We start from the raw sequence: 19,749 nt of genomic DNA on the forward strand, positions 1-19,749 counted from the left end.
TTGCGGAAAGGGGCGGTCGCCCCCGGGTGGCCGGCCGAACCGGCCGGCCACCCGGGGCGTCCTGCGGTCGGGTCAGCGGTAGTCCTCGAGCGCGACCACGTTGCGATAGGCGTCGCGGACCTTGTCCTTGCCGATCTGCTCGGTGATCTTGGACCATTCCCGGGCCGCCTCGTCCAGTGCCTGCTGCGGCGCCTTCTGCCCCGCCAGAGCCGCGGCGACGCCGTTGGCCAGCGCGGACATGTACTGGTTGACACCGGGGACACGCAGGTCGAAGACGCGGTTGGTGCTCTTCTCCATGCCGGAGAGCGTCTGCACGTACGACTTCGCGACGTCCTTGTCCCAGCCCTGCTTCTCCCAGAACGCCGCATCGAAGTGGGCGTTGCGGTAAGGATTGACGCCGAAGCGGCCGACGGTCAGGTCGAGGGCGGTATTCGCCTCGTTGCTGAAGAAGCACAGATAGTCGAAGGCCATCTTCTGGTGGCCCGAGGCCTTGGACACCGCCGAGGTCCACCCCCAGGTGAAGTAGGGAGCCTGGTTCGGCTTCTTGTCCCAGGTCTTTGTGGTGCGGTTGTAGACCTCGGTGGAACCGGGCAGCGCCGCCGCTTCGATCTTGTTGCGTATCCTGCTGTCCGGTTGCTGGGCCTGGATGAACGCGTCGTCCCATGAGTAGGACATCAGTGTCTGGCCGCCTCCGAAGGAGAAGATCTCGTCGCCCAGACCGAAGTTGGCGCCACCGGGTGCCCAGGTCGACTTGGCTTTCACCATGTCGTCGAGAGCGCGTACGAAGCCGGGGGTGTTGATCAGAGGCTTCATGGTGTCCAGGTCGAAGAAGAGGCCCCCCTTGACGTCCGGGTGCTTCACATACGGTGCCGCACGGCTGATGAAGGCGGAGAACGTCAGGTCGTCACGCTTGGTCACCTCGGCACTGCCGAAGTTGGGTTTGCCGTCACCGTCGAGGTCCTTGCCGCTGAAGAACGCGGCGATCTCCTGGTATTCGGCCCAGGTTTTGGGCGTGCGCAGGTCCTTGCCCGTGGCCGCCTTGTACGCCGCCTGCCGCTCCGGGTCCTTCAGTACGTCCGTGCGGACCTTGAGGTAATGCCGGTCACCGTCCACGGGGTACTGAACGACCTTCCCGTTCCAGGTCGCCACGTCCATATAGGCCTTCGTGACGTCCTTCATGCCGGGGGTGTCCAGGTACTCCTTCGGCACCGGGGCCAGATACGGGGCCATGTCGCCGATCCACAAGGAGGGGTAGAACATGACGTCGTACGCCGGCTGGCCCGCTTGCAGGGGCGTGAGGATCTTCTGGTGCAGCTCCCCGAACGGGACGTTGACCACCTCCACCTTTGCCCCGGTGATCTCCTCGAACTGCCTGGCATGCAGCTTGGTCGGCTCGCCGATGACGGGGACGGCATGGCTGATGATCTTCAGCGTCTGCCCGGAGTAGTCCTTACGGCTGATCGACTCGTAACTGCAGGGACCCGGTACGTCCTTGACCTCCGTGGCCGGGTAGTCCTTGCCGTACTTTCTGTAGCTGATCTCCTCACCCGGCTTGAACAGCGCCGGCCTGTCGGGCTTGCTCTCCGGCTGGTCCTGACTGGTACATCCTGTGGCGGTGAGGGCTACGACGGCCGCGGCGGCGATCATGCCCTTGTACGAGTTGTTGCGCATGGGTCTGCTCCTTCGACTCACGGGATCAAGATCGCTCGGCCGCGGACGGCACCGGCGGACAAGTCGTCGAGGGCGTCATGGAAGGACGCCAGGGGGTACCGCTGGGTGTGCAGGCTGACCTTGCCTTGGGCCGCCAGGACCATCAGCTCGGAGAGATCGTTGTAGGACCCCACGAGGTTGCCGATGAAGTTGATCTCGGTGGAGATGACGTCGATCGTCGGAACGTCGAGACGGCCCCCGTAGCCGATGACGTAGTAGTTGCCGTTGCGGCGCAGGCAGGCCACGCCGGTCTCGACGGCACCGCCCTCGCCCACGAAGTCCAAAACCGCCTCGGCACCGTGCCCGCCGGTGAGTTCCAGGACGCGTTCGCTCTCACTCCCGTCCGCGACCAGCGTGTATTCGGCGCCCAGTTCCTTGGCGAGGGCAAGAGCGTCCGGGCTTCGGTCGATCACGATCATCTCGACCGGCGACAGGGCCCGGAGCACTTGGATGCCGATGTGCCCGAGACCTCCGGCGCCGATCACCACGGCCCGATCGCCCGGCCGCAGGGCCCGGGCCGCCTTGGCGACAGCGTGGTACGCCGTGAGCCCGGCATCGGCCAGGGCCGCAACCGAGGCCGGCTCAAGGGACGGGTCGAGTGCCACCACTGAGCGGGCGGTGGTCTTCAGGTACTCCGCATAGCCCCCGTCGGTGTCGATGCCCGGGAAGGCCGAGTTCATACAGTGCACGTCGTCGCCGGCCCGGCAGGCACGGCACAGACCGCAGGTCACGAGCGGGTGCAGGATGACCGGATCGCCGACCTTGACGTTGGTGACGGCCTGTCCCACCTCCTGCACCCAGCCGGCATTCTCATGACCGATGGTGTAGGGCAGGACAACACCGCTCTTGTCGCTCCACTGTCCTTCGAGAATGTGCAGATCGGTGCGGCAGACCCCCGCGCCCCCGACCTTAACGATCACATCCAGCGGACCGGTGATCTGCGGGTCCGGCACATCCACGAGCACTGGCGGCTCGTCGTACTCGATGACCTGCACGGCTTTCATGGCGCTCCCTGCGAATCGGCGGGGTGGATGGTGCGCCGATTACACAGCCCGCCGCGCGCAGGCCGATGTCTCAGAAGCGGTCCGCGGATGTATCAATGTGATACAGGCCATAGGCGCGGCGTCATCGAGCTGCTCCAATCACTCCACCGAGCGATGACGCGCGCGATACGGGAGTGTTAAATGCCCCGACATCAACCTGGCAGCTCTCTGACAGCAGCCAGAGAGCTCTACCAGGAGATCACCAAGGATCCGAGCGCCCGCCCGCTCGTGGTCGCCTCCTGGCAACGCTCGATCGAGTACCAGGTGAAGTCGAGCTGCATCGACGCTCCCTATCTCGAGAACCCCAATCTGGACAGCCCGCTCGCCAAAGCGGCGCTACCGATCCTGAGCGCGCTGCACGAGCAACTGGCCGACGACCCGGTTTCCACGATGGTCACCGACCGCAACGGCGTGGTGCTGTCCCGCATGGTCTCCCACCAGGCTCTGACGACGCGGCTGAACCGAGTGCAACTGGCCCCGGGCCACGTGTTCGCCGAGCGCTACGTGGGCACCAACGGCATTGGGACCGCACTGGCCAGCGGCCGCCCGGTCATGATCGCCGGAAGTCAGCACTACGTCGAGGCGCTGCGGGACTTCCACTGCGCGGCCGTGCCGATCCTGCATCCCACCCGGCGCACCCTGCTGGGAGCCTTCAACCTGACCACGGCCCGTCAGGGCTCAGCCGGCATGCTCATGGCCCTGGCCCGCTCTGTCGCGGGCCAGATCGAAAGTGAGATCGCCGCGATCAGCTCGCGACGGGAACGGGCCCTGTTCCAGGACTACATGGACGCGTGCTCCTCGGTGCGCCCCGGGCCTGTCCTGGCCATCAATCGCGATGTCGTCATGATGAACGAGCAGCTGAGATCGGCCGTTACAGGGACGGATCACTACGCACTGCTCGACCACGCACATGAGATCGCCGACGACCCCCGGTTCGAAGGTACCCGGAGCATCGCACTCCCCTCCGGACGCATCGCCGAGCTCCGGGTCAGCCGTAGCCGGCGCGAGGACAGCGACGCGGGCACCATCTTCCGAGTCCGGGTCATCGGGCGTCCCCAGTCCGGACCGGTCGCTTCCGCTGGATCCACACGATCGGGCCTGGGCCTGGTGGGCTCCTCACCGCGATGGCTGAGCGCGGTCGCCGAAACCGAAGCGGCGTTCGTCGCCGGGTCCTGGCTTCATCTTGTGGGAGAAGCCGGGGCCGGGAAGCGGACGCTGATCGAAGCCCTCCACCGAGCCAAAGGTGCCGGGCGCCGGCTCGAGAGGGTGGAAGCGCCGCTGTCGGAGTCCGCTCACGCCACCGAGCAATGGCTGCGCAACGTCCGCGAGCTGCTGGCCGAGCCGTCGAACGTGGTCGTCCTGCGCGATGTCCACCTTCTTGCCGCTCACTTGCGCCAGCAGCTGCGAAGCCTCCTGACACGCCTGGACACGACCGCCACCGGGCAACTGATCATGACCAGCCAACCGTCCATGGTCACGACCGACGACGTGCTCGACCGTCTGTGCGACGCTTCGGTAGAGGTGCCTCCCCTCCGTCATCGCTATGGAGACATCGAGCACTTGGTCCGGTTCTTCCTGCTCAAATACAGGCCGAGCGGAGAGAGTAGCTGCTCCCCGGATGCGCTGACGATGCTGCAGCGCTGCCCCTGGCCGGAGAATGTCCGGCAGCTCGAGTCGGTGATCCGCGGCCTGGCGCGGCGGCCGTCCGTCCGGATCCTGCGAGTGGAGGATCTCCCGCCGGAATGCCGGGTGTCCTCGCACAAAGTCCTGACCACCATCGAAGCGCTGGAACGGGACGCTATTCTCCGCGGGCTGATGGACCGCAACTCCAACGTCCAGCGCACCGCACAGGATCTCGGTATCTCCCGCGCCACCATGTACCGCAAGATGCGCCGTTACGGGATCGTCCCGTCGAGCCTCACCTAGGACTCCCGCAGGCTTCCCCAGTGGCGTACACACGCAACGCACACGGGATTGTCGTGGCCGCGAACATGAACGGCGCCTCGTCAGTTTTAGACCTAGCCGACGGGTGCCGTGGTTTCTTCCTCCCTGTGGAAGGCCAGCTCGCCGTCGGCGACATCGATCCGGAGGCGGCTGTGGGGCTGCAGGTTGCCCTCGAGCAGCATGCGGGAGAGCCGGTTGTCGACCTCGCGCTGGATCGTACGGCGCAACGGTCGGGCGCCGTATTCGGGCTGGTAGCCGCGTTGGGCAAGCCATTCGACAGCGGCCGGGGTGACCTCGACGGTGACGTCCTGAGCGCGGAGCCGACGCCTGGACTCGTCCAGCAGCATGCTGGTGATCTGCCGTAGCTGCTGGTCGGCGAGCTGGCGGAAGATCACGATCTCGTCGATGCGGTTGAGGAACTCCGGCCGGAAGTGTTCGCGCAGTGGGCGCAGCACCCGCTCGCGGCGGGCCTGCTCGTCCGTGTCCGTGTCCGTGTCGCCGGCGCCGAAGCCCATCGCACCGCCGCGACCGGTGATGGCCTCAGAACCGAGGTTGCTGGTCATGACGATCACGGTGTTCTTGAAATCGATCGTGCGGCCCTGGGAGTCGGTGAGCCGCCCGTCGTCGAGCACCTGCAGCAGGATGTTGAAGACGTCGGGGTGCGCCTTCTCGATCTCGTCCAGGAGCAGCAGCGAGTAGGGGTTCCTCCGCACCGCTTCGGTGAACTGTCCGGCCTCCTCGTGGCCGACGTAGCCGGGGGGAGCGCCGACCAGGCGGCTGACGCTGTGCCGTTCCTGGTACTCGCTCATGTCGAGGCGGATCATCCGGTCCTCGCTCCCGAAGAGCGCCTCCGCGAGCGCGCGGGCGAGTTCGGTCTTGCCCACACCGGTGGGGCCGAGGAAGAGGAAGCTCCCGATCGGACGGCCGGGGTCGGCCAGACCGGCCCGAGAGCGCAGTACGGCGTCGGCGACGGCGGTCACGGCTTCGTCCTGGCCGATGACGCGCTTGTGCAGATGCTCCTCGAGACTCAGCAGTCGGTCCCGCTCCTCCTGGGTGAGGCTGCTCACGGGAATCCCGGTCTGGCGGGACACAATGCCGGCGATGTCTTCGACGGTGACCTCGGCGACATGGCTGCGCGGCTGCTTCGTGGGGCCTTCACTGGTGATCTGCCGGTCGAGGTCGGCGAGGCGGTCGCGCAGCTCGGTCGCCCGCTCGTACTGCTCGGCGGCGACGGCCTGGTCCTTGTCCCGCGTGAGTTGCTCCACTTCGCGTTCCATGGCGCGGATGTCGGTGCCGCGGGTGGAGGAGCGGAGTCGGACCCGTGCGCCGGCCTGGTCCATGAGGTCGATCGCCTTGTCGGGCAGGTAGCGGTCTGTGAGGTAGCGGTCGGACAGCTCCACGGCGGCGAGCAGTGCCTCGTCGGTGTAGCGGACCTGGTGATGGGCTTCGTAGCGGTCCCGGAGACCCTGCAGGATCTCGACGGCGTCCGCGGGGCTGGGCTCTGAGACCAGAACCGGCTGGAAGCGGCGGGCGAGCGCGGCGTCCTTCTCGATGTAGCGGCGGTACTCCTCGAGCGTGCTGGCGCCCACGACATGGAGTTCGCCGCGGGCGAGGGCGGGCTTGAGCATATTGCTCGCGTCCATCGGGCCGCCCTCGGAGCCGCCGCCCGCTCCGACGACGGTATGCAGTTCGTCAATGAAGACGATCAACTCGTCCGAGTGGGCGCGGATCTCGTCGATGAGGCCGGTGAGCCGTTCCTCGAAGTCCCCACGGAAGCGGGTACCGGCAACGACTCCCGGGAGGTCGAGCTGGATGACACGCCGACCGAGCAGGATGTCCGGCACGTCGCCGTCCGCGATGCGCTGGGCCAGTCCCTCGACGACGGCGGTCTTGCCCACTCCGGCTTCGCCGATCATGACGGGATTGTTCTTGCCTCGGCGGGCGAGGACCTCAATGGTCTGCTCGATCTCCTCGTCACGGCCGATGACCGGGTCAATGCGGCCCTCCCGCGCCAGGTAGGTCAGGTCACGGCCGAACTTGTCCAGGTTGGGGGTGTTCCGCTCGTTGTGACCGGGTCCGGGTCCGGGTCCGGGACGCTGGCCGGCGCTGCCGGGCAGGGGAGTGAAGCCGTCCCCGGCACCGGCGGACGGCGAGAAGTGCGCGGCGTTGAGGATCTGCCCCGCCGCGGAGCCGCGGTTGGCGGCGAGTGCGACCAGCACGTGTTCCGGGCCGATATAGGAGGCGCCGGTGGAGCGCGCGATCTCATGGGCGTCGAGCAGAGCGCGCTTGACCGCCGGCGTGACGGCGATGAAGCTGCGTGGCGGCCCTTCCCCGGCCTGCCGGTCGATCTCGGCGGCGAGCGCGTCGGGATCGGCACCCGCCCGCGAGACCATGCCACGGGTCGGCTCGGTGGAGAGCGCCGCCCGCAGGAGGTGCTCCGTGTCGAGGTCGGTGCTCCCGTGCTGGGCGGCATAGGACGCTGCGGCGGTGACGAGCTGCCGGGCGGGGCCGCTCATCATGCGGCTGAAGTCGATGCGCCGCGGATCGGGCGGTTCCCCGCCCTGGCCGCTGCCGAGAAAGTGCGAGAGGAATTCTCCGAGGGGGTCGGGACCGTGGTCCTCGGGACCCTTCTGTCCGTCGGTCATGGGTATCCGTCCCCGTGGCCCGGCCGGACCGGGCCACGCTGTCTCACTGGCACGAGCAGCCGTGTTGGACGCGGTCCCGCAAGTCGGTGGTGACCGCGGATCGCCGCAACCCCACTCGCACCAATTTAGACGAGATAGGAGCTTTATGCCGGTACACGGGACTGGGGGACCGGGATCGCAGGGGTGCTCGGCGGGCAGCGATTAGCTGCTCCGGGCGCGCGGTAACCGAGGCCGGGGAGCGCGATGCGCTGAAGGTCCTCGTCCGTCGCGCCTGACGCAGCCGACAGCCCGGCGGATGGGGCGCGGCCGCAGGTCCGCAGGCAACTGCGAGCGCCGCGTAGCCGGAGAGCAGGCCACTGAGCGCGGCCATCGCGCCGCGGGTGATGTTCGTAGGCGGCCGACGGCGCGACCTGCGGACACGTCACCCTCTTCAACGCTGCGACGGTCGACAGCATGCAGTTCTATGCAGACCCGGTCGACGGATCCGCGGTGGCACTGGGTCGGGAGGAATGGTTCTTCTTGGTGCCCACGCCCAGGGTGGCGACGTGGTGGGCGGCCCACCACTGGCGGAAATGCGGGTCCTGGACGGACAGCTCGCCGACAAGGGCGGTCAGCCGGGGGTCGTCGGGGTACTTGGCGGCTTCCATGCGCAGCTGTGCGACGCAGGTGCGGGCGACGGTCTCCCAGTCCGCGTACAGCGTCCTCAGGGCGGGGTCGGTGAAGACGAGTCGAATGTAGTTCCGTTGCTTTTCGGGAATCCGTCCGAAGTCAGTCACCAGCGCTGCCGCGAGTGAATTCCGCGCGAGAATATCCATGCGGCGGCCCATGACGATTGCCGGAGTCGCGCTGAGGTCGTCGACCAGTCGCCGCAATTGCGGCTGGACCTTCTGTCGCGCCCGTCGGCGGGGCTGCGCATTGCATTTTCCGGCCAGGCCGAGAGGTAGTCGCGCTGGTCGTCGTTCAGGTGCAGCACGCGTGCGAGCGCCCCCGGTACGGGGGCGGAGGCCTGAATGCGGCCTTGCTCCAGGCGCGTGTAGTAGTCGGTGCTGATCGCCGCCAGCTGGGCCACTTCCTCCCGGCGCAGGCCGGCTACTCTGCGCGGGCCACCGGCGTCGGGCAGTCCCACGCTGCGGGGGCTCAGCTCGGCGCGCCGCGCCTTGAGGAACTCGCCCAGCTCGTTGAGGTGGGCGTCGCGGGTGATGCGCCCAGTCCGGCACCGGCCGCCCCCTGCGTGACGGGGAGGGTTTTCTTCCAGGATGTTTTTGTCCTGGGAGGGAACTCTCCCCTTTGCGGGGCCCCCGTGGGAATGCGAGTCTCAATGGAGTGGCCATCACAAGCCCCGGGCTCGGCATCGCCGCAGATCTGTGGTGGCGGTTTCGCGGGAGGAATTTCACGGCCACACGGAACGACGAACTGGTCGAGGCGATTACTCACCTGGCGTTCCATGCCGGCTGGCCCGACGCGATGTCCGCGATCCCGCAGCTGAAGGACGCCGACGAAAACAGCGTCGGCTGACTGCGCACCATCCGGTGCCGCGGCGGAGTGCTCGCGGCACCTGGCACGACTGCAGGGAGAAAGACCGGCATGGAGATCCTGCCGAAGAAGCCGTCGACCAAGGGTCCGGAGGAGATGTTCACCGGGGACGTGTGGTTCGACGTCGTCTACGCCGGCCAGGAGCCGTCCAGGATGCGGGCGAACGTGGTGCGCTTCGCACCGTGCGCGCGTACCGCCCGGCACACGCACGCGTTGGGGCAGACGCTGCACGTCACTGAGGACATCGGGCTGGTGCAGTCCCGCGGCGCCGAGATCGTCGCCATGCGCCCGGCGACACCCTCTACACCCCCGCCCGGCGAATGGCACTGGCACGGCGCCGCTCCGGACCACTTCATGACCCACAGCGCGATGCGTGAGAGCACCGGCGGCGACAGCCCGAGACCGAGTGCGGGTGAGCACGTCACCGACGACGAATACCGCTGCCGCCAGACCTGACCGGACCGCCGGAAGGTGCCGCAGGCAACGGCCGGTGTCCCGGCCGGGAAGAGGGTCCGGATCCTCAATTGTCACAACGATTCTGAAGGTGTCTCATGCGAGCAACGTTCATGTACGGTGCCGGCGACGTGCGCGTGGAGAACGCGCCCGACCCCGCGCTGCAGCAGCCCACCGACGCGATCGTGCGGATCGTGCGCTCATGTATCTGTGGCAGCGACCTGCACCCCTATCACAACCTGCCGGCCTCCGAGCAGGGCACGCCGATGGGCCACGAGTTCCTCGGCGAGGTCGAGGAGCTCGGTTCGGAAGTGTCCGGCCTGAAGCGCGGCGACCTTGTCGTGGCCCCGTTCGCGTGGGCTGACAACACCTGTGACTTCTGCCGTGAGGGCCTGCAGACCTCCTGCCGCAACGGCGGGTTCTGGGCCGCCGGCGGTATAGGCGGCGCGCAGGCCGAGGCGATCCGCGTCCCGCAGGCCCAGGGCACCCTGGTCAAGCTGCCGGCCGGCGAGGACTCCGCTCTGCTGCCGTCGCTGCTGACCTTGTCCGACGTGTACGGCACCGGGTACCACGCCGCGAAGAAGGCCAATGTGAACCCGCGCACCACGGTGACGGTGATCGGTGACGGCGCGGTCGGGCTGATGGCGGTGCTGTCCGCCAAGCAGCTCGGCGCCGAGCGGATCATCCTCATGGGCCGCCACAAGGACCGCACCGACCTGGGCCGCGACTTCGGGGCGACCGACGTCGTGCCCGAGCGCGGCCAGGAAGGCATCGAGCGGGTCCGCGAACTCACGGGTGGCGACGGCACCCATACGGTGCTGGAGGCTGTCGGGTACATGAGCGCGTACGAGATGGCGGTCGGCGTGATTCGTCCCGGTGGCGTCATCAGCCGCGTCGGCGTGCCGCAGTACGAAGAGGCCCCGATCGGGTTCTCCAGCCTGTTCGGGCCCAACATCACCCTCACAGGCGGCCCCGCCCCGGTGCGCGCCTACATCGACGAGCTCCTGCCCGGTGTGCTGGAGGGCAAGGTCGAGCCGGGCCGCGTGTTCGACCGCACCATGAGCCTGGACGAGGTGCCCGACGGCTACCGGGCGATGGACCAGCGGGAGTCGCTGAAGGTCCTGGTCCGTCCCTGAACGCCCGAGTCCCGGTGTGGATGCGGCACTGGCCGCACGGGGGCAGGCGTCATGGGCGACGTACGTGATCGGCCGCCGGCCAGGGCTGCTCAGTGGATGTCCTGGGGTCAGGGCGAAGGTTATACGGCCCCGTCCGGGGTGGTTGCCGACAGCCGGCTGTTCGGCGCCGCCACGTTCGCGGTGAGCTCGTGCGCGGCCATGTCGAGCAGGACCAGGGCGCCGTGTTCGTGGGTGCCGGGTTCGGCGTAGTACGCGACCAGGCGGTGGCCGGGGGTGCCTTCGAGCTGCATGGACTGGTAGCCGAGGGTGAGGTCGCCGACGTCGGGGTGGTGGAAGGCCTTGCGGCCGTGGCTGCGGCCTTGACGTCGTAGCGCTCCCTGAGACGGGCGAACTCTTGGCTCTTGAGGCCCTGTTCGTGCTCGTGGGACTGGAGTCGCAGAGGCTTCCGAGACCTGATCAGCGACGACCGCACCCACGACCTGATCGCCGTCGGTGTCGTCTACGTGGTGCTCATCGGCGTGGGGCTTCGCCGTCCTGTTCACCGTGACGTACTTGGTCCGCCTGATCGACCGCCGCCCGGAGCAGCGCCTGCGCCGGGTCAGCCACCGCGCCCGGGTGGTCAGCGGGTGATCGCGGGTCCAAGTGGTCAGGACCGCAGGCCTGTTGCAGGAGCAACCGGTCTTCTGCAGGGCAGGGCACCCATGAACCGAGTCAGGGTGACAACCGACGCAGTGCGGGGAGGGTAAATCCCCGACACGCCCGCCGGACGCCCTGATGGAAGTGCTGCGGCGCTACCAGTAGTGCCGTCGGCCGCCGACCGCGTGACCCACCGCTCCCAGAATCCACAGAACGACCCCGATTGCCACCAGGATGATTCCGATGGTCCAGAGAATACCGATGCCGGCCAAGAGGCCGATGATGAGCAGAATGACTCCGAGGATGATCATGATGTCCTCCGGTAGGGGAACGGCCCCCTCTCCATACAGCTCCCCGTCTTTGTTCGGGGCAAACCCGGGCTCGCCCTGACGAGCGCGTGCCCGACCACCGTGCGTGATCACGGCAGGCTCCAAAGAGGCGCGCGTCGCACGTCCGGGGTGGCTGCCGTGGTCAGGAGGGCGGGGGGCTTCGAGCATCCCGCGGTCATGGAGTGGTAGCCGTCTTCCCCACCCGGGCCGGCCAGGTGCCGAAGCGCTGTGCCCGCGCGCCGGCTGAGGGCAGCAGCGGCAAATGGGATGAGACGGAGGCGAAGTGAAACCAGAGGAATTGCTGACGCGTCCTGCATGACGTACTCGCCGCAGGAGACGGGAGATTTCGATCTTGAAGATCGTAGGAGCACGCCCAACCCGCCGCGCCATGCTGGCCGTTGGCGCTGGGGCAGCGCTGGCCGCCGGCATGTCCACGGGCAGGAGTGCATACGCCTCGCCCCCCGGCGGGCACGAGATCTCCGGGCAGCTGAGCGAGCTTGAGCGGGAGCATTCCGCCCGTCTGGGTGTGTTCGCCCGCAACATGCGAACGGGCAGAACGGTGCTGTACCGCGCGGACGAACGCTTCCCCATGTGCTCGGTGTTCAAGACGCTCGCCGTCGCGGCCGTCCTGCGGGACCTCGACCGGCACGGCGAGTTCCTGGCCAAGCGCATCCGGTACACGGAGCAGGACCTGGAGGACTCGGGATACGCCCCCATCACAGGTAAGCCCGAGCATCTCGCGGGCGGCATGACTGTCGCGGATATGTGCGCCGCCACCATCTGCTACAGCGACAACGCTGCGGCAAACCTCCTGCTCCGCGAACTGGGAGGCCCGACCGCCATCACCCGCTTCAGCCGCTCGATCGGGGATACGACAACCCGGCTCGACCGCTGGGAGCCCGAGCTGAACTCGGCGGAACCGTGGCGTGCGACCGACATCACCAGCCCCCGCGCCATCGGGCAGAGCTACGCGCGACTGACTCTCGGCAATGCGCTCACACCCAAAGACCGGGACCGGCTGACCGGCTGGCTGCTGGCCAACACGACCAGTGGGGAGAGGTTCCGCGCGGGCCTTCCCGGGGCCTGGCTCCTTGCGGACAAGACCGGCGGCGGAATGTACGGGAGCAACAACGACGTGGGTATCACCTGGCCTCCGGACCGCTCACCGATCGTGCTGGCCGTCCTCACGACCAAGCATGAACCCGAGGCTCCGGCGGACAACCCGCTCATCGCCAGGACCGCCGCACTTCTGGCTGCTGCACTCGCCTGACCGGGCTCCCTCTCGTGACCGGGCCCCTCTCGTGACCGGGCCCCTCTCGCCGACGGCCGCATGCACGCCGCCGATGCCGGGGCGGGTCACGCCTCCGTGCGGGCAGCAGCCGGGCCTGGCAGGTCCGGGTGCGGGAGTCGCGCCTGCGGCGTTGCGCGGTCCGGGAGCAGTACGTGCGGTGACGTTGCTGTTGACCCCGGCGTTCCGGAATCAGGCGCGTGGGACCAGCAGTTGCGGGTCCGTGATCCCGCCCGGAGAGGCGAACTGGGCGATGTCCCAGCCGGCGCGTCGGGCCCCGGCCTGGTACGCGCTTTCATAGAAGGCCAGTACGACGGCGCGAGGATCGCCTTCGCCGCGGGCTTCGTCGTACCGCAGCACGGCCAGGTGGCTTTCATTGCGTGCAACCCAGTGTGCCGTGGCCGGTGTGAGTGGCTCCGCGGTCAGTCCCGCAGGCTCGGGGGCGGTGTACGAGTAGAAGGCGGGCTCGGCGAACTTGTCGTCACCGAACCAGAATCCGAAGCTGATCAGCTCTCGGGAGTACGCCTCCCGCGTAACCGGATCGACCTGCGGCGGCTGGTCGACGTGGCGCTCTGAGAACCGGCTGTGGGCGATGTCGAAGGTGTGCCAGAAATGGTGTACGGGGCTGGCTTTTCCCGAGAAGCCGACTGCGAATTCCTCCAGCACCAGCGCCACCTGGCTGAGGACCCGCCAGTAGCGGTTGGCGAGTTCAGGATCGTAGGCCGCGTGCTCGGTGTCCTCGGCGAACGGCCGGTCGGAATCAGGCAGATCGTACGGCCTCGGAATGCGGATGCTCGCCCGGACGTCCAGTGCGGCCAGAGCGTCAAGGGTGTTGTTGAAAAAGGACGCCACGGACTGGCCCATGAGCGGGAGGGATATCGCTCTGCCGTCCAGGGTGGTGACGATCAGTTGATGGTCGACGAAGTCGAAGTCGATCGTGAAGACCGGATTTCCGTCCACCAGTCCCATTGGGCGTGTGGTCATGCCGCGTCCGGTGAGATGGAACGGAACGTTCCACCAGTGGTTGCGCCGGGCACTCGCGGCGAGGTGGATCTTGCCGACGACTTGGGCGAATCGGTGCAGCGTTTCTTTGGTGTCCTGCCATTGCCCGAGCGGTATGGGCGGGAACAACTCCATCACGCTCCCCTTCCTGCCCCGCGCTCGTGCGGCCGGGTAATTCCATGATGACCGTCGCCCGCCACGTGCCGCACCTCGCCGGACCCTCGAGATGCGTACAGGTGTTCGAGTTGACCACCCGCCCGTCGGAGGCGGTGATGTTAAGAAGATTTGACATGGTGTCGGTGTTGCTTTACATTCGCGTCATGCCATACGAAGAGAAGAGCGCATGGGTCATGGGGGTGCTCGCGGTCGGTACGTACACGGGCTACCTCGTCGTCATCCTTGGGCGGGCGGGGGACACACCCCTCGCCGAGGTGCCGTACGTGGCCGCCCTGCTGTGGGCCTTGGGCATCTCGATCGCGGCGTCGATCGTGCTCCATACGCTCGTCGCGACTTTCGGGCCGAAGGACGCCCGCAAGAAGGATCAGCGCGACAGGGAGATCAACCGGTTCGGCGAACACATCGGCCAGTCATTCGTCGTCATCGGGGGAGTTGCGGCTCTCGGTATGTCGATGGCCGAGCTGGACTACTTCTGGATCGCCAACGCGGTCTACCTCGCGTTCGTACTGTCGGCGATCCTCGGTTCCACGGCCAAGATCGTCGCGTATCGCCGAGGATTTCACTCATGGTGAAGCCGACCAGAGTCACCAACGCGATCCGGGCCCTCCGGTTCACGCACGGAGAGATGACACAAGCGGATCTGGCGGAACGCATTGGTGTGTCACGACAGACAGTCATCGCCATCGAACAAGGCAAGTATTCGCCCTCACTCGAAATGGCATTTCAGATCGCCAAGGTGTTCGGCGTCCCGCTCGACACTGTGTTCCAGTACCCCGACAGCGAAGGAACGACGCCATGAAGGCAATAGTCCGCGAGACGTACGGGCCACCCGAAGGCCTGGAACTCAAGGAAATCGACAAGCCGGTGGCCGGCGATGACGACGTGCTCGTACGTGTTCACGCCGCCGGCGTCGACCAGGGCGTCTGGCATCTCGTCACGGGTAAGCCGTATCTCCTTCGCATCCTGGGATTCGGGCTGCGCAGACCCAAAAACCGTGTTCCGGGTCTGGATGTCGCGGGGCGTGTCGAGGCAGTTGGCCGGAACGTCACGCGGTTCCAGCCCGGTGACGAGGTGTTCGGCACCTGCGCGGGCTCCTACGCCGAGTACGCCCTCGCGCGCCAGGACAAGTTGGCGCCCAAGCCGTCGAACATCAGCTTCGAGCAGGCGGCGGCTGTCCACTCCTCCGCTTTGGCCGCCTTTCAGGGGCTTCGCCGTAGTGCACGGGTCCAGGCGGGGCAGAAGGTGCTCGTCGTCGGAGCGGGCGGAGGTGTCGGAACGTTCGCAGTGCAGTTGGCCAAGGAATTCGGAGCGAACGTCACCGGTGTGTGCAGTACAAAAAAGATGGACCTCGTCCGCTCGATCGGCGCCGACGACGTCATCGACTACACACGCGAGGACTTCACTGCCGGGCCGCGCCGCTACGACCTGATCGTCGACATCGCGGGTGGTCGTTCGTTGTCACGCCTTCGGCGTGCTCTCGCTCCTCGGGGAACTCTCGTCGTCGTCGGATCCGAAGAGGGAGGACGGTGGGTGCAGGGCGTGGACCGCGCGATCCGGGCGGCGATGCTGTCGCCGTTCGTGAGTCAGAAACTGCGGATGCTGGTGTCCATGGAGAACGAGGAGGACCTCGAGTCGGTGCGGAAACTGATGGAGGCCGGCAAACTCACCCCGGTCGTCGACAGGACGTACTCGCTGAGTGAGGTTCCCAAGGCCATTCAGTACCTGCGGGCCGGCCATGCATGCGGGAAGGTCGTCATCACGGTGTGAGGACGGCTCTCCCGCCGGCGGTTGAGGGTCGCGCACGGACTGCGCGTCAGTACGGATGCTTGTTCGGCTTGGTCGCCCATGCCTGGTAGGACATGGCCCCCAACTCGGGGTGGAGTTGCTCGAGAGTGATACTCCGCTGGTCCGGCTCCTTCGCGAAGTCCTCGTACTGGAAGGCGTCGTCGAAGCCGATTTCCTGAGTCGCCTTCCAGTCGCAGCTGTAGTAGACGGTGTCGATTCGCGACCAGTAGATGGCACTCATGCACATGGGGCACGGGGCGCCACTGGTGTAGATGGTGCACCCCTGCAGCATGCGGGCGCGCTCGGGTACGACGTCGGGGGAGCCCTCAGGGCGAGGCACCAACTCCAGGGTGTACTCGTTGTGGTGCTCCTCGGAGATGCTGGGCGCCTCGGGGTTGAGCAGCTGAACGGCCTTGCGGATGGCTTCCACTTCGCCGTGCGCGGTCGGGTCGGCCGTGAGAAGTACGCGATTTTGCCCGCGAGCGATGATCTCACCGTCATCGGTGATCACCGCGCCGAACGGGCCGCCCCAGCCGTTCTCCACGGACTCCGTGGCCAGCCGAACCGCTTCGGCCATGAACTCCTTGTGTCCCATATCAGAACCTCCCGCTCGCTGACCGTTCGTCGACCGGCCGCGTATTGGCGCAGATTTCGCCAATTGTCCGATAACTTCCTTTTGATCTAGACTACTCCGTATGGGTATCCGTGCAAGCCGTGACCTCCGCGGCAGCGCTACGGTCGTGACCTCCCAGAGGGTCCGTGCGGGCCGGGATGACGACTACAAGCGCTGGCAGGAGAAGACCAACCAGGTCGTGCGGGGCTTTGACGGGTTCCAGGGCACGGAGCTTTACCCACCGGCCTCCGGCGAAGAGAACGAGTGGGTCGTCGTATTCCGGTTCTCCGGTGTAAAGCAGCTGACCGCATGGCTGGATTCCACTGACCGTCGACAACTCCTCGATGAGGGCCTCCCATTGTTCGACGGGACCCCGACGCAGGAGGTGCTCACCGGTGGGACGCCGGCCCACGATGTCGTCACGGCGGTCATCTCGCACGAGGTGCTGCCGGGGCGGGAGCGGGACTTCATGCGCTGGCAGGACAAAATCCTGAAGGAGCAGGAGAGGCGGCCCGGCTTCATGGGGTCGGAGATGTTCAAGCCGGTGGAGGGTGTTCAGGACCGGTGGGTCGTCGCCTTCCGCTTCGATACACGCGAACACCTGGACGGGTGGCTCGACTCGGAGGTCCGCGAGAAACTCCTGCAGGAAGGACGCGGCTACTTTCGCTCGTACGACGTACGCAAGATCGGGTCGGCGTTCGGCGGCTGGTTCCGCTTCGGCGAGGGTTCGGATGAAGGCGTTCCGCCCAACTGGAAACAGGCCATGTCCGTGGTGCTGGCCCTGTATCCCACGGTGATGATCCTGGACCTGACGGTCGGCGACTGGTTCAGGAGCCTCGGACTGCCCGGGTATCTGGCTCTGTTCATCAGCAACGTGCTGAGTGTCAGCATCCTGACGTGGTTGCTGATGCCGCTGGTCAACCGGGCGCTCGCCTTCTGGCTGCTGCCCAGCCGGGCGCGTTCCCTCCGCATCCATGTGGCGGGTGCGGCGCTCGTGGCGGTGTGCTGCCTGGTGCTCGTCACCATCTTCGGTCTGACCACGGGTTAGCCGGATCTTCGGTCTGACCACGGGTTAGCCGGCGCATGGGCGGACGACGCATGGGCAGATGGCTCATGGTCGGGCGGCAAGACTCATCAAACGCACTTCAGCTTCATCAGCAGCCGCAGCCTGCGCAACTCCTGGAGCCCATGATGCGCGAACACGGGCAGGCCCGAGGTATCGAGGGGGCAATCGTCCAGCGAGGCGACGCCGACTACGAAGCTGTCAGGGCAGGCATGGTGTGGAACGGGCTCAAGCCCGAGCGATTCCCGGAGGTGATTGTCCGGGCCGCCTCCGAACGGGACGTTCCCGAAGCCATCGGGCTGGCCCGCTCCCGGGGTCTCCGCGTCGCCGTACGGGCGGGCGGCCACAGTTGGTGCGGATCGTCCCTCCGCTCCGACGGCATGCTCATCGACCTCTCCCGGCTCCGGCGGTTCGACATCGACGTGGCTTCCGCGACGGCGACCGTGCAGCCCGCTGTCACCGGCAGTGAACTCGCTCCGGAACTCGCCGCCCGCGGCCTCGCCTTTCCCACGGGGCATTGTGGGTCGGTCGCCGTCGGCGGATATCTCCTCAGTGGTGGTCTCGGGTGGAATTCCGGTGCCCTGGGGCCGGCTTGTCGGAGCGTTTACGAGATTGAAGCCGTGACCGCGGACGGCGAAGTGGTCCGATGCAACGAGGACGAGAATCCCGACCTGCTCTGGGCGGCGCGTGGAGCGGGGCCGGGTTTCTTCGCCGTCGTCACCAGCTTTCGCCTTCGGCTGCACCGGCATCCCGGGGCGATCATGTCGACCACGTATGCCTTTCCCCTCGCGGACATCGAAAAGGTGGCGAACTGGGCAGCCGGAACCGCGAACGAGCTCGAGCCGACCGTGGAATTGTCTCTCGTACTCTCAACGGCCGCGCCGCACATGACGAAGGAAAGGCCGCGGCCGAAGGTGATCGTCGTAGCCGCCACCGCATTCGCGGAATCGAGCGAGCAGGCCGCACAGTCCCTCGGGCCGCTCCAGAACTGCCCCTTCGCCGATCGCGCCCTTTTCCGGGAGGCGGACGAACCGGTGTCCCTCGACGCCCTGTACGACGCCTCCACCGACGTCTGGCCCGCACAGCACCGCTACGCCGCCGACACCCTGTGGTCCCAGGCGGACTTGGGAACGCTGTTGTCCAAGCTCGGCGACGCGGTCGCGAGCGCCCCCTCCGACAAGTCCCTCGTCCTGGCACCCGTATCGCCCGCGTCGCACGATCAGGATCTGCTGTGCGACATGGCGTTCTCGGTGCTCGGCGACAGCTACGTCGTGCCCTACGCCATCTGGGACGACCCTGCGGAGGATGGCATCAACATCCGCTGGCTGCGTGAGGCGATGAGCGCCGTGGAGCCGCTCGGGACCGGGCACTACATCGCCGAGGCCGACCTCACCGCCAGTCCGACCCGCGTCGAGCGGTCGTTCACGACGAGTGACTGGCAGCGGCTGCAGACCCTGAGGGCGCGCTACGACCCGGAGGGCGTCTTCCACTCCTACCTGACACCCTGAGCGCTCGTCGCTACCGCTCGGCCCGCGGCTACTGTGGTCCGCCGATGACCAACTCGGGCTCGCACCGTGGCCGCTCCGGCTGAACATTGTCGCCCCCGGCGTGGCCGGCGAGTTGCTGACCGGCTCGCACCGCACCGGGTTTCCGCCGAAGGAAAAGCATGAACACATTGCTCGAGCGGGCCGCCGCCCGCCTCTTTCCCGGCACCCCCGGACACCACGGCGTACTGCCTCCGCTGCTCGTCCTCCTGACTTTCGTCACCGGCATGGTGGACGCTGTCAGCTATCTGGGCCTCGGCCATGTCTTCGTCGCCAACATGACCGGCAATGTGGTCTTCCTGGGCTTCGCGCTGGCGGGCGACAGGGAACTGTCCGCCCTCGCCTCCGTGCTGGCGGCCGGGGCCTTCTTTGCCGGTGCACTCGCCGGAGGGCGGATCGCACCCAGGGTCGCCGAGCCGGTACGGCTGTTCGCGCTGCTCGTCGCGGCGCACGCGGTCCTGGTCGCGGCGGCTCTGGCGGCCGATCTCGCCGATGCCACGAAGCACGTACTGATCGTGCTGCTCGCACTCGGCATGGGCGCGCAGAACGCGGTAGTCCGCAAGCTCGCCGTACCGGACATCACCACCACGGTCCTCACTCTCACCCTGACCGGCATGGCGGCCGACCGGCCGGGGCCCGCCACCGTGCGCCGGCTGCTGTCGGTCACCGCGATGTTCACCGGCGCTCTCGCGGGAGGCCTGCTCCAGCTCGACCACGGCACGGCCGCGGCGCTCGCGCCGGCTCTCCTCCTGCTCACCGCTGTCGCCCTGGCGGCAGCCACCGCGCCCCTACCCGGGCAAGGAGTCACGTCCTGACCGAGCTCAGCGAAGCCCGTACTGGAGCCAGGG

18 protein-coding genes and 2 pseudogenes are annotated in these 19,749 nt (G+C 67.3%); 12 read left to right on the top strand and 8 right to left on the bottom strand.

Features of this window, described 5'->3' with window-relative positions:
* Window positions 1-72: 72 nt before the first annotated feature.
* Both J7E87_RS06090 and J7E87_RS06095 read right to left on the bottom strand, forming a co-directional pair.
* Window positions 73-1,671, bottom strand: coding sequence for an extracellular solute-binding protein (locus J7E87_RS06090; RefSeq protein ID WP_215090703.1), 1,599 nt, complete (start codon window positions 1,669-1,671; stop codon window positions 73-75).
* A 17-nt stretch (window positions 1,672-1,688) separates the two neighbouring features.
* The gene (locus J7E87_RS06095; protein WP_215090706.1) at window positions 1,689-2,714 is read right to left on the bottom strand and encodes an NAD(P)-dependent alcohol dehydrogenase; all 1,026 of its coding nucleotides are present in this window, start codon (window positions 2,712-2,714) and stop codon (window positions 1,689-1,691) included.
* 180 nt (window positions 2,715-2,894) lie between these two features.
* Between J7E87_RS06095 and J7E87_RS06100 the strand changes: the two genes are divergently transcribed.
* Window positions 2,895-4,679, top strand: coding sequence for a sigma-54-dependent Fis family transcriptional regulator (locus J7E87_RS06100; RefSeq protein ID WP_215090708.1), 1,785 nt, complete (start codon window positions 2,895-2,897; stop codon window positions 4,677-4,679).
* 92 nt (window positions 4,680-4,771) lie between these two features.
* Here J7E87_RS06100 and J7E87_RS35835 read toward each other — a convergent pair whose 3' ends face one another.
* Together J7E87_RS35835 and J7E87_RS06110 are read right to left on the bottom strand one after the other, a co-directional pair.
* Window positions 4,772-7,342, bottom strand: coding sequence for an ATP-dependent Clp protease ATP-binding subunit (locus J7E87_RS35835; protein ID WP_215090711.1), 2,571 nt, complete (start codon window positions 7,340-7,342; stop codon window positions 4,772-4,774).
* A 509-nt stretch (window positions 7,343-7,851) separates the two neighbouring features.
* Window positions 7,852-8,543 (bottom strand): annotated as a pseudogene (locus tag J7E87_RS06110) (helix-turn-helix transcriptional regulator); the annotation flags it as partial.
* 206 nt (window positions 8,544-8,749) lie between these two features.
* Here J7E87_RS06110 and J7E87_RS06115 point away from each other — a divergent pair.
* The 3 genes and pseudogenes from J7E87_RS06115 to J7E87_RS06125 all read left to right on the top strand — a co-directional run.
* Window positions 8,750-8,857: pseudogene (locus J7E87_RS06115) on the top strand (carboxymuconolactone decarboxylase family protein); the annotation flags it as partial.
* 69 nt (window positions 8,858-8,926) lie between these two features.
* Complete coding sequence (locus J7E87_RS06120) at window positions 8,927-9,331, top strand: cupin domain-containing protein (protein WP_215090713.1); 405 nt, start codon at window positions 8,927-8,929, stop codon at window positions 9,329-9,331.
* A gap of 95 nt (window positions 9,332-9,426) precedes the next feature.
* Window positions 9,427-10,464, top strand: coding sequence for a zinc-binding dehydrogenase (locus J7E87_RS06125; protein ID WP_215090715.1), 1,038 nt, complete (start codon window positions 9,427-9,429; stop codon window positions 10,462-10,464).
* Window positions 10,465-10,583: 119 nt separating this feature from the next.
* Here the strand turns inward: J7E87_RS06125 and J7E87_RS06130 are convergent, their stop codons facing one another.
* Window positions 10,584-11,006 (bottom strand): hypothetical protein, encoded by a 423-nt coding sequence (locus J7E87_RS06130; protein ID WP_308312865.1) that lies wholly within the window; start codon window positions 11,004-11,006, stop codon window positions 10,584-10,586.
* Here J7E87_RS06130 and J7E87_RS36085 point away from each other — a divergent pair.
* Window positions 10,957-11,094 (top strand): hypothetical protein, encoded by a 138-nt coding sequence (locus J7E87_RS36085; protein WP_215090717.1) that lies wholly within the window; start codon window positions 10,957-10,959, stop codon window positions 11,092-11,094. The two genes, J7E87_RS06130 and J7E87_RS36085, sit on opposite strands and share 50 nt — an antisense overlap.
* Before the next feature lie 161 nt (window positions 11,095-11,255).
* Here the strand turns inward: J7E87_RS36085 and J7E87_RS34875 are convergent, their stop codons facing one another.
* Entirely contained in the window at window positions 11,256-11,411 is a 156-nt protein-coding gene (locus J7E87_RS34875; RefSeq protein ID WP_251017061.1) for a DUF6131 family protein, read from the bottom strand.
* 406 nt (window positions 11,412-11,817) lie between these two features.
* On the opposite strand from J7E87_RS34875, the gene bla reads away from it, so the two are divergent.
* Window positions 11,818-12,699: a class A beta-lactamase gene (gene bla / locus J7E87_RS06145; RefSeq protein ID WP_215091259.1), complete on the top strand. Its 882-nt coding sequence runs from the start codon at window positions 11,818-11,820 to the stop codon at window positions 12,697-12,699.
* Between the two features lie 210 nt (window positions 12,700-12,909).
* Here bla and J7E87_RS06150 read toward each other — a convergent pair whose 3' ends face one another.
* Window positions 12,910-13,854: a DUF5996 family protein gene (locus J7E87_RS06150; protein WP_215090719.1), complete on the bottom strand. Its 945-nt coding sequence runs from the start codon at window positions 13,852-13,854 to the stop codon at window positions 12,910-12,912.
* 185 nt (window positions 13,855-14,039) lie between these two features.
* On the opposite strand from J7E87_RS06150, the gene J7E87_RS06155 reads away from it, so the two are divergent.
* Genes J7E87_RS06155 through J7E87_RS06165 form a run of 3 tightly spaced genes read left to right on the top strand, consistent with a single transcriptional unit; the run spans window position 14,040 to window position 15,663 of the window.
* Window positions 14,040-14,468, top strand: coding sequence for a hypothetical protein (locus J7E87_RS06155; RefSeq protein WP_215090721.1), 429 nt, complete (start codon window positions 14,040-14,042; stop codon window positions 14,466-14,468).
* Window positions 14,462-14,695 carry a helix-turn-helix transcriptional regulator gene (locus J7E87_RS06160; RefSeq protein ID WP_215090723.1) on the top strand — a complete coding sequence of 78 codons (234 nt, stop codon included), beginning with the start codon at window positions 14,462-14,464 and terminating at the stop codon, window positions 14,693-14,695. The genes J7E87_RS06155 and J7E87_RS06160 overlap by 7 nt, the downstream gene beginning before the upstream one ends.
* Window positions 14,692-15,663, top strand: coding sequence for an NAD(P)-dependent alcohol dehydrogenase (locus tag J7E87_RS06165; protein ID WP_215090726.1), 972 nt, complete (start codon window positions 14,692-14,694; stop codon window positions 15,661-15,663). Before J7E87_RS06160 ends, J7E87_RS06165 begins: the two co-directional genes overlap by 4 nt.
* 46 nt (window positions 15,664-15,709) lie before the next feature.
* On the opposite strand, the gene J7E87_RS06170 is transcribed toward J7E87_RS06165, so the two are convergent.
* Window positions 15,710-16,276: a nucleoside deaminase gene (locus J7E87_RS06170; RefSeq protein ID WP_215090728.1), complete on the bottom strand. Its 567-nt coding sequence runs from the start codon at window positions 16,274-16,276 to the stop codon at window positions 15,710-15,712.
* 100 nt (window positions 16,277-16,376) lie between these two features.
* On the opposite strand from J7E87_RS06170, the gene J7E87_RS06175 reads away from it, so the two are divergent.
* The 3 genes from J7E87_RS06175 (at window position 16,377) to J7E87_RS06185 (ending at window position 19,716) form a co-directional block, all read left to right on the top strand.
* Window positions 16,377-17,342 (top strand): antibiotic biosynthesis monooxygenase, encoded by a 966-nt coding sequence (locus tag J7E87_RS06175; protein WP_251017013.1) that lies wholly within the window; start codon window positions 16,377-16,379, stop codon window positions 17,340-17,342.
* Window positions 17,343-17,482: 140 nt separating this feature from the next.
* Window positions 17,483-18,865, top strand: coding sequence for an FAD-binding oxidoreductase (locus J7E87_RS06180; protein WP_215090730.1), 1,383 nt, complete (start codon window positions 17,483-17,485; stop codon window positions 18,863-18,865).
* Between the two features lie 158 nt (window positions 18,866-19,023).
* Window positions 19,024-19,716 carry a YoaK family protein gene (locus J7E87_RS06185; RefSeq protein ID WP_215090733.1) on the top strand — a complete coding sequence of 231 codons (693 nt, stop codon included), beginning with the start codon at window positions 19,024-19,026 and terminating at the stop codon, window positions 19,714-19,716.
* The last annotated feature ends 33 nt before the right edge of the window (window positions 19,717-19,749 follow it).

Source organism: Streptomyces sp. ISL-1, from assembly GCF_018614585.1.
GTDB classification, from domain to species: domain Bacteria; phylum Actinomycetota; class Actinomycetes; order Streptomycetales; family Streptomycetaceae; genus Streptomyces; species Streptomyces maoxianensis.

Bases quoted from the DNA above. Each gene is read 5' to 3' on its own strand.
- J7E87_RS06125 (WP_215090715.1), top strand. From the start codon at position 9,427: ATGCGAGCAACGTTCATGTACGGTGCCGGCGACGTGCGCGTGGAGAAC.
- J7E87_RS06090 (WP_215090703.1), bottom strand. From the start codon at position 1,671: ATGCGCAACAACTCGTACAAGGGCATGATCGCCGCCGCGGCCGTCGTA.
- J7E87_RS06180 (WP_215090730.1), top strand. From the start codon at position 17,483: ATGATGCGCGAACACGGGCAGGCCCGAGGTATCGAGGGGGCAATCGTC.
- J7E87_RS06095 (WP_215090706.1), bottom strand. From the start codon at position 2,714: ATGAAAGCCGTGCAGGTCATCGAGTACGACGAGCCGCCAGTGCTCGTG.
- J7E87_RS06150 (WP_215090719.1), bottom strand. From the start codon at position 13,854: ATGGAGTTGTTCCCGCCCATACCGCTCGGGCAATGGCAGGACACCAAA.
- J7E87_RS34875 (WP_251017061.1), bottom strand. From the start codon at position 11,411: ATGATCATCCTCGGAGTCATTCTGCTCATCATCGGCCTCTTGGCCGGC.
- J7E87_RS06120 (WP_215090713.1), top strand. From the start codon at position 8,927: ATGGAGATCCTGCCGAAGAAGCCGTCGACCAAGGGTCCGGAGGAGATG.
- bla (WP_215091259.1), top strand. From the start codon at position 11,818: ATGCTGGCCGTTGGCGCTGGGGCAGCGCTGGCCGCCGGCATGTCCACG.
- J7E87_RS06185 (WP_215090733.1), top strand. From the start codon at position 19,024: ATGAACACATTGCTCGAGCGGGCCGCCGCCCGCCTCTTTCCCGGCACC.
- J7E87_RS06155 (WP_215090721.1), top strand. From the start codon at position 14,040: ATGCCATACGAAGAGAAGAGCGCATGGGTCATGGGGGTGCTCGCGGTC.
- J7E87_RS06175 (WP_251017013.1), top strand. From the start codon at position 16,377: ATGGGTATCCGTGCAAGCCGTGACCTCCGCGGCAGCGCTACGGTCGTG.
- J7E87_RS06160 (WP_215090723.1), top strand. From the start codon at position 14,462: ATGGTGAAGCCGACCAGAGTCACCAACGCGATCCGGGCCCTCCGGTTC.
- J7E87_RS06100 (WP_215090708.1), top strand. From the start codon at position 2,895: ATGCCCCGACATCAACCTGGCAGCTCTCTGACAGCAGCCAGAGAGCTC.
- J7E87_RS06165 (WP_215090726.1), top strand. From the start codon at position 14,692: ATGAAGGCAATAGTCCGCGAGACGTACGGGCCACCCGAAGGCCTGGAA.
- J7E87_RS06170 (WP_215090728.1), bottom strand. From the start codon at position 16,276: ATGGGACACAAGGAGTTCATGGCCGAAGCGGTTCGGCTGGCCACGGAG.
- J7E87_RS35835 (WP_215090711.1), bottom strand. From the start codon at position 7,342: ATGACCGACGGACAGAAGGGTCCCGAGGACCACGGTCCCGACCCCCTC.